This is a genomic window from Bradyrhizobium sp. LA6.1, assembly GCF_040547805.1.
GTDB lineage: Bacteria > Pseudomonadota > Alphaproteobacteria > Rhizobiales > Xanthobacteraceae > Bradyrhizobium > Bradyrhizobium barranii.
The window spans coordinates 175,177-186,687 of record NZ_JBEPQK010000021.1; the positions used below are offsets into that span (position 1 = coordinate 175,177).

The 11,511-nt window shown below is 64.6% G+C and carries 8 protein-coding genes; 6 read left to right on the forward strand and 2 right to left on the reverse strand.

Annotation, left to right across the window (positions count from 1 at the left end):
* Positions 1 to 19 precede the first annotated feature (19 nt).
* Positions 20 to 1,240 carry an ABC transporter substrate-binding protein gene (locus ABIB99_RS37130; RefSeq protein WP_038954632.1) on the forward strand — a complete coding sequence of 407 codons (1,221 nt, stop codon included), beginning with the start codon at positions 20 to 22 and terminating at the stop codon, positions 1,238 to 1,240.
* Here ABIB99_RS37130 and ABIB99_RS37135 read toward each other — a convergent pair.
* Positions 1,237 to 2,727: a glycosyltransferase family 2 protein gene (locus tag ABIB99_RS37135; protein ID WP_354180535.1), complete on the reverse strand. Its 1,491-nt coding sequence runs from the start codon at positions 2,725 to 2,727 to the stop codon at positions 1,237 to 1,239. The genes ABIB99_RS37130 and ABIB99_RS37135 overlap by 4 nt on opposite strands.
* A 48-nt stretch (positions 2,728 to 2,775) precedes the next feature.
* Positions 2,776 to 3,546, reverse strand: coding sequence for a helix-turn-helix domain-containing protein (locus ABIB99_RS37140; protein WP_354180537.1), 771 nt, complete (start codon positions 3,544 to 3,546; stop codon positions 2,776 to 2,778).
* 187 nt (positions 3,547 to 3,733) lie between these two features.
* Here ABIB99_RS37140 and ABIB99_RS37145 point away from each other — a divergent pair, with 187 nt between their 5' ends.
* From ABIB99_RS37145 to ABIB99_RS37165, 5 genes are all read left to right on the forward strand, one after another.
* The gene (locus ABIB99_RS37145) at positions 3,734 to 5,998 is read left to right on the forward strand and encodes a marine proteobacterial sortase target protein (RefSeq protein WP_354180539.1); all 2,265 of its coding nucleotides are present in this window, start codon (positions 3,734 to 3,736) and stop codon (positions 5,996 to 5,998) included.
* Positions 5,999 to 6,173: 175 nt separating this feature from the next.
* Entirely contained in the window at positions 6,174 to 6,743 is a 570-nt protein-coding gene (locus ABIB99_RS37150) for a class GN sortase (RefSeq protein WP_354180541.1), read from the forward strand.
* A 153-nt stretch (positions 6,744 to 6,896) separates the two neighbouring features.
* A complete protein-coding gene (locus ABIB99_RS37155; RefSeq protein WP_354180543.1) occupies positions 6,897 to 7,889 on the forward strand; it encodes a glycosyltransferase family 2 protein in 993 nt (330 codons plus the stop codon).
* A 218-nt stretch (positions 7,890 to 8,107) separates the two neighbouring features.
* Positions 8,108 to 10,327 (forward strand): acetate--CoA ligase family protein, encoded by a 2,220-nt coding sequence (locus ABIB99_RS37160; RefSeq protein WP_354180545.1) that lies wholly within the window; start codon positions 8,108 to 8,110, stop codon positions 10,325 to 10,327.
* A gap of 145 nt (positions 10,328 to 10,472) precedes the next feature.
* On the forward strand, positions 10,473 to 11,303 hold the full coding sequence (locus ABIB99_RS37165) for an MlaD family protein (RefSeq protein WP_354180547.1): 831 nt from the start codon (positions 10,473 to 10,475) through the stop codon (positions 11,301 to 11,303).
* Positions 11,304 to 11,511: the final 208 nt, after the last annotated feature.

The window sequence follows — 11,511 nt, forward strand, 5'->3', positions numbered from 1 at the left end:
AAAACCCCAAGGAATTTTCATGAACAAGAAACTCTCCCTGCTTGCCGCAGCAACGGCGTTGACGCTGCTTGCGACCCCGTCCGCGTATGCGCAGAAGGCGTACGACACCGGCGTCACCGACACCGAGATCAGGATCGGCAATGTCGAGGCCTATTCCGGTCCCGCCTCCGCTTACGGCATCATCGGCAAGACCGAGGAAGCCTATTTCAAGATGATCAACGACCAGGGCGGCATCAACGGCCGCAAGATCAACTGGATCTCCTATGACGACGGCTACTCGCCGCCGAAGACCGTGGAGCAGATCCGCAAGCTGATCGAAAGTGACGAAGTGTTCCTCGTCTTCAACGCGCTGGGCACGCCGACCCAGACCGCGGTGCAGAAATATCACAATTCCAAGAAGGTGCCGCAGCTCTTCCTCGCCACCGGCGCCAGCAAGTGGAACGATCCGAAGAACTTTCCCTGGACCATGGGCTTCCAGCCCAGCTACCGGGTCGAGGCACAAATCTTCGCAAAATACATTCTGAAGGAGAAGCCGGACGCGAAGGTCGCGATCTTCTATGCCAACGACGATTTCGGCAAGGACTACCTCGCCGGCATCAAGGACGTGTTCGGCGACAAGGCGTCGAAGCTGATCGTGGCCGAAGAGAGCTACGAGACCTCGGAGCCGTCGATCGACGCCCACATCGTCAAGCTCAAGGGCACCGGCGCCGATGTCTTCGTGAACATCGCGACCCCGAAATTCGCGGCCCAGGCCATCAAGAAGATCGCCGAGCTGGAGTGGAAGCCGATGCACCTGATGACCGACGTCTCGGTCTCGATCGGCGCTGTGATGAAGCCGGCCGGCCTCGAGGCATCCGAGGGCGTGCTGTCGGCCGGCTATCTGAAGGATGCATCGGATCCGCAGTGGAAGGACGACGAGGGCATGAAGAAGTTCATGACCTTCATCGACAAGTACATGCCCGGTGCGAACATCTCGGACGCCAATCTGGTGTACGCCTATGCCGCAGCCCAGACGATGGTGCAGGTGCTGAAGCAGTCGGGCGACAATCTGACCCGTGAGAACGTGATGAAGCAGGCCGCGAGCCTGAAGGACTTCGTCCCTGACACGCTGATCCCGGGGATCAAGATCAACACCTCGGCCACGGACTTCGCGCCGATCGAGCAGCTCAAGATGTGGCGGTTCAAGAAGGGCCAGTGGGAGCTGTTCGGCGACATCATCAGCGCCGAAACGGGCGGCTAGCCACGCATCGCAGCAACGGGTGGAGACGTCCAGCTGACGTCTTCGCCCGCACTGACGTCGATCCCCGCGACCGGCAGGCCGAGCCGGCGCGGGTCATCGATGGCCGCAAAGCGCGGACAGGCCCATGCCAGGATCGCCCTGCCCGATGGCGGCAGATCGAGCTGAAGAACGATGGCACCCGCGTCGATCGCGGTCGCGGTATCCGCAACGCGCACGCCGTCGAGATAGAACTGCACCCCGATCCGATCCAGCGGCCCGCGAATCTCCGGCGACGCGATGCGAATGATGGTGCGCCCAGGCGGCGCCTCGATCCGCAAGGCGGCTTCCGGCTCGCTCCAGCGAAAGCTGCGGCTCTGCCAGACCTCCCAGGCATGGAAGCCGGCCTGTGCGACCATCTGATCGCCGAGACTCTGCGCAGCTCCGCCAAGGCTCCCCCGAATGCCACGGATACAATAGAGGCGCTGATAGTGGATCAGCGCGGCAATATAACGCTTCAGCCAGCGCGCGATGCTGCCGCGAGAACCGCCCATGGTGAGCAGGGTCAGACTGCAGCGCGCATAGCCTGCCGACAAACGTGCAAGACCAAGCGCAAGGCGGTCGCCGGCCAGTGCGATCGCGCCCCAACGCCCGATCGCCTGCAGGCCTTCGCTTGTCACGCGGCCGGCGCGCATCCGTGCACCAAAGGCGCTACGCGCCAGCGCGACGTTGAAATCGCCGCGGCTGCTCCATTCGATCGGAATGTCGAGCAGCTCGCTGCCGGGATCGTTGCGCGCTTCGCTGAGATAGCGGATCTCGCCCCGCACAAAATCGAGCGTGAATGTCTTCAGCTCGCCGATTTCGCCGATATAGTAGTGATGGAAGCGCGCCTCCTCGAGATAGCCGATCGTATGGCCCCTCGCGTGATACGCGGCGGCGAGCACCCATTCGGCGAAATGACCGAGCTCCTCGCGCAGGCCGCCGCATTCCCAATAGACGTCGCGCCGCGTCACGAAGCACTGGTCCAGCACCTTGCGCCAGGGATGCTGCTTCATGCCGAACTCGATGTCGGCCTGGTACATGGCGGCCTCCGCCACGGACAGCCGGTTATGGCAGATCGGCACCGACTGACAGGAGAACCCAGCCCAGTCGGGACGCGCGCCAATCGCGCGGGTGCAGGCCTCCATCACGTCAGGCTCGGGCCGGCAATGTGACTCCGTGAAGAACAGATATTTGCCGCGGGCCTTGGCGGCGCCGAAGGCGCAGAGCCCGATGTCATGGTCCGAATTGGTGAACTCGAGGCGCGCTTTGCCGCCGGCCAGCGCCTTCAGCTCGTTGAGTGCCTTGAAATCAGGCGGCACCACCAGAATGATTTCGTAAAGCGATTTGTCGGCGGTTTGCGACGTCCAGCCGAGCCAGGACAGCTCCCACTGCCCGCGGTGATGTTCCAGCGGGATGATGATGGAGAACAGCGGAGATTCACCGCCGTATGGTGCGGGCACGTCCTGCATGTTCCCTTATAGACGCACGTGACGCCATTCCGGACTCTTTCTCGCGGACTATACCGACAGAAACAACGCGAACGATTCCTCCACCGTGCGGCGCAGATGCTTTCCATACAATGCATGGTTGGCATCGTCGGGGCCGACCCGTCCCAGGGACGGCTTCGCGACATTGCGGAGCGGCACATAGGCGATCGGCGCTGCGATCGGCGTCAGTTGCGAGCCGGGTCCGGCGCGGAGCGTCGAGATGATGCCGTACATCTCGCCGGCAACCGTCGGCCGCGACACCGTGATCACGCGATGCTGGCCGTGCTTGATGATGACGAGATAGATGAAGCCGGACTGATGCGGCACCGCAACCTCGCCGGTATGCTCATAGGCGGCATCGGTCCGCTCGCCCTCGCGGAACACCAGTGAAGACACCTTCGGCTCCCAGACGATCTCGGTGCGATAGGCGAAGATCGCATCCTTGTCGCCGAAGGACGGCCGCAGCGTGATGTAGACGTCCTCGAGCCAGGTCACCGCGCGATGCGCATAGGAGCCGAGGCTGTCGGGCGCGACATCGTTTGCGGCCGGAGGCGTCACCACGGCTGTGCTTTTGCGCAAGGAGACGCCCAGCGCCTGCTCCAGCCGCACGGTTGTTGCCAGTGTGAACGGCCGCCGGCCACCGAGCACCTTCTCCAGCGTCGACAGGCTGAGCTTGGCCTGCTCGGCCAACGCCTGCCGGGACATCCGGCGCCTGGCGAGCTCCTCGCGAATGGTCTCCGCGATCTCGCGGCTCTGCTCGTCCGAAAGCTGCCTGTCGGTGAATTTATCCTGCGTCTGCATCGTCAACCCTGCTCCACGGACACCAGTCTAGCAGGGCGGACAAAGCAGCACAAAACCGTACATGGCGATCCCGGCCTTGGCCTGCCGGGGCCGGCCGCGGCGGAACATTGCCGATCATTCTGCTCGCGCATTCAGGCGCTCCCGACGGATGCTCGGAGCCAGCAAACACGCTTCGGGAGCAGGCGAAATGGATACCTACGACACAGCCGACAGCGACGAGCACCCCATGCTGGGGCGGCTGATCAAGCTCGGATTGTTTCTTCTGGTGCAGGGCATCGCGGTGATGCTGGTCGCCTTCGTGGCCCTGCTCGTGAGTCTTGAGCCCGGATGGTCGGCGACGACGGAGCAGGCCAGCCTGCTCCAGCCCGGCGATGCCAAATCCGGCACCCTTCTCCTGAAGGAGGACGGTGCCTACACGGAGGCGATCCGCCTCGGCATCGACGTCGACATCACGGTATCAGGCCCGACGCTGCGCGCCCGCGTCACCCAGGTCTTCCGCAATCCGACCAAGGACTGGGTCGAGGCGACCTACGTTTATCCGCTTCCCACCGGCGGCACTGTCGACACGCTGAAGATGGTGGTCGGCGACCGCGTCATCATCGGCGACATCAAGGAGCGGCAGCAGGCACGCGTGATCTACGAGCAGGCGCGCCGCGCCGGCCAGAAGGCCGCGCTCACCGAGCAGGAGCGGCCGAACATCTTCACCAATTCGGTCGCCAATATCGGTCCCGGCGAAACCGTGCTGGTGCAGATCGAATATCAGGAGCCGGTGCATCAATCCGGCAATGAGTATTCGCTGCGGCTGCCGCTGGTGGTCGGGCCGCGCTACAATCCGGCGCCGATCGTGCAGAGCGTCGACTTCCGCAAGGACGGCTCGGGCTGGGGCGCGACCAATTCGGAGCCGGTGCCGGACCGCGACCGCATTTCGCCGCCGGTGCTGGATCCCGCCAGGAACGCGCCGGTCAATCCGACCAGCATCACGGTGCGCCTGAAGGCAGGCTTCGCGCTCCGCGAGGTCAGGAGTCCCCACCATAACGTCAAGGTCGAGAGCCCGGACAATGCGACGCGAATCGTCTCGCTCGCTGACGGCGCCGTGGCCGCCGACCGCGATTTCGAGCTGACCTGGAAGCCGGCCGCGGAGAAGGCTCCGTCGGTTGGCCTGTTCCGCGAGCGTGTCGGCGGTGCCGATTATTTGCTCGCCTTCGTCACCCCGCCCAGCGCCGAGCAGGCGACGCAGAAGCTGCTGCCGCGCGAGGTCGTGTTCGTGATCGACAATTCGGGCTCGATGGGCGGTACGTCGATCGTTCAGGCCAAGGCCAGCCTGACTTACGCGCTCTCCCGCCTTCAACCGAACGACCGCTTCAACGTCATCCGCTTCGACGACACCATGGACGTGCTGTTCCCGACCTCCGTGCCGGCCGACGCCACGCATGTCGGTGAAGCCACTTCGTTCGTCAGTGCCTTGCAGGCCCGCGGCGGCACCGAGATGGTGCCGGCGATGCGCGCGGCGCTGACCGACAAGGCTGGCGATACCAGCATGGTCCGCCAGGTGGTGTTCCTGACCGACGGCGCGATCGGCAACGAGCAGCAATTGTTCGAAACGATCACAGCGATGAGAGGCCGCTCGCGCGTGTTCATGGTCGGCATCGGATCCGCACCTAACACCTATCTGATGACGCGCGCCGCCGAGCTCGGCCGCGGGGCCTTCACCCATATCGGCTCCGTCGAGCAGGTCGAGGAGCGCATGCGCGGCCTGTTCGCCAAGCTGGAAAACCCGGCCGTGACCGGCCTCAGCGTAAAGTTCTCCGACGCCAAGGCGGACGTGACGCCTGCGATCATTCCCGACGTCTATCGCGACGAACCGCTGGTGCTGGCGGCAAAGCTCGACAAGCTCGCGGGCTCGCTCGAGATCAAGGGACGCGTCGGCGACCGCCCGTGGTCGGTGACGCTGCCGCTGCAAAACGCCGCCGAAGGCAAGGGCCTGTCAAAACTCTGGGCCAAGCGCAAGATCGGCGACGCCGAGGTGGCGCGTACCATGCGTGAGATGACGCCCGAAGACTCCGACAAGGCGATCCTCGCGCTGGCGCTCGACCATCAGATCGTCACGCGGCTCACCAGCCTCGTCGCGGTCGACAAGACGCCGAGCCGCCCCGAGGGCGCGCCGCTCAAGCTCAGCGAGCTGCCGCTCAACCTGCCGGCCGGTTGGGATTTCGAGAAGGTCTTTGGCGAGCGACCGCATCTGACGCCCACACAATTGCGCGAACGCCATGCGGATGCGCGCAACCAGCCGGCAACGAGGCGGCCGACGCCCGCCGCGCCCGATACGATCCGTCTGCCCAAGACCGCGACCTCGGCCGAGCTCAAGATGATCGCAGGCTTCATCCTGATCGTGCTCGCCCTGATCCTGTACGTGTTCAACCGGCGTCAGCCCTTGCTCACTGACGCCGCTTGAGAGAGGAGCCCCCCCGAACTCCTCTGTTAGCGCGCGCGGCTGCCCGTCCCATACCAACGGCCGCGCGCGCCTTTTCTTCTTGCCGTCATTGCGAGCGCAGCGAAGCAATCCAGGCTGCCTCCGCGGAAGGATTCTGGATTGCTTCGCTGCGCTCGCAATGACGCGTGTGGAAACAATGCTCCGCCTGATCTCTCCTCTCGCTCTTGCACTTGTCGGCCTCATCCTGTTCGGCGACGGCGCCTACATCCATGCCAAGGCCTGGCTCGCCCAGGTGCTGCTGGAGCGCGCGTTCGACAGGAGCGTTGCGACCGGCGAGGCGGTCAAGCCATGGTCATGGGCCGACACCTGGCCGGTCGCACGGATCGAGGTGAAGCGGATCGGCGCCAGCGCGATCGTGCTGGAAGGCACCAGCGGCCAGGCCCTCGCGTTCGGACCCGGCCATATACACCAAACGGCTGATGCCGGCGAGCGCGGCATTGCGGTATATGCTGCGCACCGCGATACACATTTCCGCTTCCTGCGGAATGTCGCCATTGGTGACGTAATCGATGTCACACGCCGTGACGGAAAGCACTTTCGCTATCGGGCGGATTCCTCCGCTGTGGTTCGCTTCGATGAGTCCGGCATCGATCCCGCGGCGCAAGATGTCGAACTGGTGCTCACGACCTGCTGGCCCTTCGACGCCGTCACGCCCGGGCCCGAGCGCTACGTCCTGCATGCCACCTTGATCCAAACAGGTGAATAGCGGTTCGCAATCGGCCATCCGGGATCGATAGAGACCGCGCCGAACAGCCGGGGAACCGCGCTTGATCGGGCCGCTGAACTGGCGTCGTCTCCCATAGACCTGTAAGAACAGCCGATTGATCTTTTGGCGCTGTAATTTTCAGGACAACCTGTAATGGACGACGAGTTCAGGCAGCGCCTCGAACAGCGGCTGGAGCAACTCGAAAATCGTGTCGCGCTCCTTGAACGGAATCAGGACCTCATTGCTGCCGGACAGAGACGGTCCTCGCTGCGGAGCCTCTGGCGACGCCCGCCGATGTGGATCTTCGAGCAATATCCGCCGCGCCTGCTCAACCTGACTGCCTTCCCGCCTGCGCCCGCGATCCCGGCGAATGCGCCGCGGATCACGATGGTCACACCGAGCTACAATCAGGCGCAATATCTCGGCGCCACGATCGAGAGCATCGTCAGTCAGAACTATCCGAAGCTGACTTATCACGTGCAGGACGGCGCCTCGATCGACGGCACGATCGATCTCCTGAAGAGCCGAGGTGAGAGCATCAGCTGGACGAGCGAGCCGGACGAGGGGCAGTCGAACGCCATCAATCTCGGCTTCGCCGGTGCCGACTGCGAGATCATGGCCTATCTCAACAGCGATGACATGCTGCTGCCCGGAGCGCTCGCCTATGTCACCGACTATTTCATGTCGCATCCCGATGTCGACGTCGTCTACGGCCATCGTGTTTTCGTCGACCGCGAGGGGCTCGAGGTCGGACGCGCCGTGCTGCCGCCCCATGACGGCAAGGCTTTGCAATATGCCGACTACATCCCGCAGGAGACGATGTTCTGGCGCAAGCGCGTGTGGGACAGGATCGGGCCCATCGACGAGAGCCTCCACTACGCGATGGATTGGGATTTCATCCTGCGGGCGCAAGCCGCGGAATTCAAATTCGTGCGCCTGCCACGATTTCTCGCCTGCTTCCGCATCCACGATGCACAGAAGACGGCTTCGACCTGCGCGCTCGGCGTCAGGGAGATGGGCATCCTGCGGCGCCGCGTTCTCGGCTTCGATCCGACGCAGATGCAGATCCGGCGCGCCATCGCTTCCTATCTCGCGAAGCAGTTGGCCTATCACTACGCCTACAAGCTGCGCCTGCTGCGTTACTGAACGATAGCAGAGGCGTGATCACCATTTGAAAGAATGCGCGTCACGCAGTCGTGGCACGTCGTCCGATCGTTCGCACTTTCGCCAAGAGTCTGGTGATGCTAGCCTTGTCGCGAAGCACCCGCCATTCCGCCACGCGGCATTGAGCCATCACGATCAGTCCCGCCAGACGCCGGCGCAAGACAGCGCGCTGCAACAAGAACAAGAGGTGAGGAAGCGCCATGGAAGCCAAGGTACCTGCTGCGTCCGTTTCTCCGCGTCCATGGTCTCCAGCGCCCGATGCCAGCGACATCGTCAAGGGCATCCACGCCATGCTGCACCCGCACAACATTGTGCTGGTGGGCGCGACCGACAAGCCCGGCAATTATGCCGAGCGCATCTGGAACAACCTCGTCAAGTACGGCTACGAGGGCGGGCTCTATCCGGTCAACGCCAAGCGCGACACCGTCTGGGGCGTGCCCTGCTACAAGGATTTCGCGAGCCTCCCGGAAAAGCCCGATCACGTGCTGGTGCTGGTGCCCGCGCGCTTTGCCGTGCAGGTGATCCGCGACGCCGCCGCCGGCGGCGCGCGCTCGGCCACCATCGTCACCTCGGGCTTCAGCGAGTTGCAGGATGAGGAGAGCCAGAAGCTCGCTGCCGAATTGCAAGCCGCGATACGCGAAACGGGGCTCGCCGTCACCGGCCCGAACTGCCTCGGCAATCTGAGCGCGGGCGAAAAGCTCTTCACCAATATCGACGACCGTGTCGTCACCATGGAACAGGGTGCGGTGGCGATCGCCGGGCAATCCGGCGCCATCGTGATGGCGATCCGGCAGGCGCTGGAGGATCGCGGCGTCGGGGTCGGTTACATGGTGACGACCGGCAACGAGGCCGGGCTCGAGACGCCGGACCTGATGCGCTATTTCGCCGAGGATCCGAGCATCAAGGTGATCGTGGTCTATCTCGAAGGCGTGCGCAACACCAAGGCGTTTCGCGACGCTTGCAAGGCCGCGCGCGCCGCAAGCAAGCCGGTCATCGCGCTCAAGCTCGGTTCGTCCGAGGGCGGCCGCGCGGCGGCGATGGCGCATACCGGTGCGCTCGCAGGCTCAATCGAGACGTTCGACGCCATCGCGACCCGTGAAGGCGTGATCCGGGTTGGCGGGCTCGACGAGCTGATCGAGACCACCGAATGCTTCGTTCACGCGGCCGTGCCCAAGGGCGACCGGCTCGCCGCGGTCACACTATCAGGCGGCAAGCGTGGCATGCTGCTTGACGCCTTCTATGCCGAAGGCCTGAACTTTGCGCCGCTGAGCCCGCACGTCGGCTCCGAACTGGCGAAGATGCTCGGGCCGGGCTCGATCGTGGGCAATCCGCTCGATGCCGGCTTTGCCGCGGTGGTCGATCCCTCCGTCTACATGAAGTCGATCGAGCTGATGATCGACGACCCCGATATCGACATCGTCATCATCGATGCCGAACTGCCCAAGGCGCCGCACGAGTTGCGCGAGCGCAATCTGCGCATCGTCGATGGGATGGCGAGCCGGGCCGGCAAGCCGGTGATCTACATCAGCGCGATGTCGGTCGGCTTCACCGAATTCACCAAAGGCTTGCGCAAATCGCTGCCGCATCTCGCGGTCATGCAGGGCATGGACCGCGCGGTGACCGCGATCAAATCGCTGCTCGACTATGCGAAGCTGCGCAAGGCAGTGCCCGACATCGCCTCGAGCTCGAAGCCTGCAGCCCGCGCCGTGCTGGAGAAGGCGCTGAAATCGGCGAGCGGTGCCGCGCTCGACGAGGTTGCCTCGAAGAAGCTGCTGAAGGCCTACGGCATCCCGATCTCGAAGGAGGCGATTGCGCAGACGGCGGCGGACGCCGCGAAGATCGCGAAGCAGATCGGTTTCCCGGTCGTGGCAAAAGTCGTCAGCGCCGAGATCCTGCACAAATCCGACATCGGCGGCGTGGTGCTGAACCTCGCCGGCGCGGCGGAGGTGAAGAAGGCATTCGCCGACATCACCGCGCGGGTGGCGAAGTTGAAGGGCAAGCCGAAGCTCGACGGCATCCTGATCGCGCAGCAGGTCAAGGCCGATCTCGAGCTCGTGGTCGGCGCGTCGCTCGATGCCGAGATGGGTCCGGTCGTGCTGTTCGGCACCGGCGGCATCGACATCGAGCTGATGAAGGACGTCGCACTCGCCGGCGCACCGCTCGGCGAGGCCGAGGCCCGGCTCCTGATCGGCCGCACCAAGGCCGGCATCAAGATGCGCGGCTATCGCGGCAAGCCGGCCTTGCACGAGGCCTCCGCGGTGAAAGCGCTGGTCGGCCTGTCCAATTTGATCGCAGATGCCGGCGACCGGATCGCCTCGATCGACGTCAACCCGTTCCTGATCAACACCAAAACGGGCGTCGCCGTCGACGCGCTGATCGTATTGAATAATGCTGCTGCAAAACGCGCGGCCGGGCATTGATGTCGCGTAAGGCGGATTGGCGGGTTACGCTTCCGCCTTCGCTCTTCGAGCTACGGCGGACAAGTCGTTAACCCGCCCGCTCTAGTATTGCGGCCGCAGCATCGTCCTTCCAACCATCCCGCTTTGGCCGTAAAATCGCCCCTGCATGGCACGCGCGAGCAACCTCGTAATCGGAACGGCGACGCTGGCGGTCATCGCCGTGGCGTTCGGCGCCGTGCTCGGCGTGCAGAAATGGCGCACCGCCCAGAGCCGGAGCCAGTTACGCGTGGTGTTCGAGGGCGGCTCCGCCAGCGGACTGCGCCGCGGCGGGCCGGTCAATTTCGACGGTGTTCCCGCGGGCCAGATCCTGTCGATCAAGCTGGATAATCCGCGCAAGATCGTGGCGCTGGTGATGCTCGACAACACCGCGCCGATCCGCAAGGACACGGTTGCGGGCATCGAGTTCCAGGGTCTCACCGGCGTCGCCGCGATCTCGTTGATCGGCGGCGCGCCCTCCGCGCCGCCGGTGCCGCTGGATACGGACGGCGTCCCCATGCTGATCGCCGATCTCAGCGACGCCGAATCCATCGTCGACACCCTGCACAGCGTCGATCGCACGATCGTCAGCAATGCCCCTGCGATCAAGGACGGCCTGCGCACGTTCGAGAACTACACCGCCGATCTCAGAAGCAAGGGCGGCGAAATCGACTCCGTCATGGCCAAGGTCGACAGCGCCTTCGCGGGCTTCGACAAGGCGGTCACCAAGATCGAAGGCGTGGTCCCCGGCTTCGCCGACGGCAAGGCGGACGAGCTGTTCGAGAAGATCAGGGGACTGCACGAGCTCGCCGACGCCATGAAGAAGAAGTCGGCTGCTTACGTCGAGGACATCCGCCGCTCGCTGCTCGACGTCAGCGACGCCGCCAACAAGATGGCTGGCACGCCCACGCCTGCCGCCGCCCCGCGCCCGCCGCGCAAGCCTCCGCAGAAGAAGCAGTGATGTCTTCTTATCCTCCCCTGGAGGGGGAGGATCGGATCGCATGCAGCAAAGCGAAATGCGATCCGAGGTGGGGTGAAAGTGCTTCCCAGCATGCAGTGCCCGAGTGGAGAGATGCCCCCCCCCCCCCCCCCCGGCGCGCCCCCCCCCCCCCCCCCCCCCGGGGGGGGGGGGCGCGCCCCCCCCCCCCAGCCCCCCCCAACGCCCCGCG

Bases quoted from the DNA above. Each gene is read 5' to 3' on its own strand.
- ABIB99_RS37140 (WP_354180537.1), bottom strand. From the start codon at position 3,546: ATGCAGACGCAGGATAAATTCACCGACAGGCAGCTTTCGGACGAGCAG.
- ABIB99_RS37155 (WP_354180543.1), top strand. From the start codon at position 6,897: ATGGACGACGAGTTCAGGCAGCGCCTCGAACAGCGGCTGGAGCAACTC.
- ABIB99_RS37135 (WP_354180535.1), bottom strand. From the start codon at position 2,727: ATGCAGGACGTGCCCGCACCATACGGCGGTGAATCTCCGCTGTTCTCC.
- ABIB99_RS37165 (WP_354180547.1), top strand. From the start codon at position 10,473: ATGGCACGCGCGAGCAACCTCGTAATCGGAACGGCGACGCTGGCGGTC.
- ABIB99_RS37145 (WP_354180539.1), top strand. From the start codon at position 3,734: ATGGATACCTACGACACAGCCGACAGCGACGAGCACCCCATGCTGGGG.
- ABIB99_RS37130 (WP_038954632.1), top strand. From the start codon at position 20: ATGAACAAGAAACTCTCCCTGCTTGCCGCAGCAACGGCGTTGACGCTG.
- ABIB99_RS37150 (WP_354180541.1), top strand. From the start codon at position 6,174: ATGCTCCGCCTGATCTCTCCTCTCGCTCTTGCACTTGTCGGCCTCATC.
- ABIB99_RS37160 (WP_354180545.1), top strand. From the start codon at position 8,108: ATGGAAGCCAAGGTACCTGCTGCGTCCGTTTCTCCGCGTCCATGGTCT.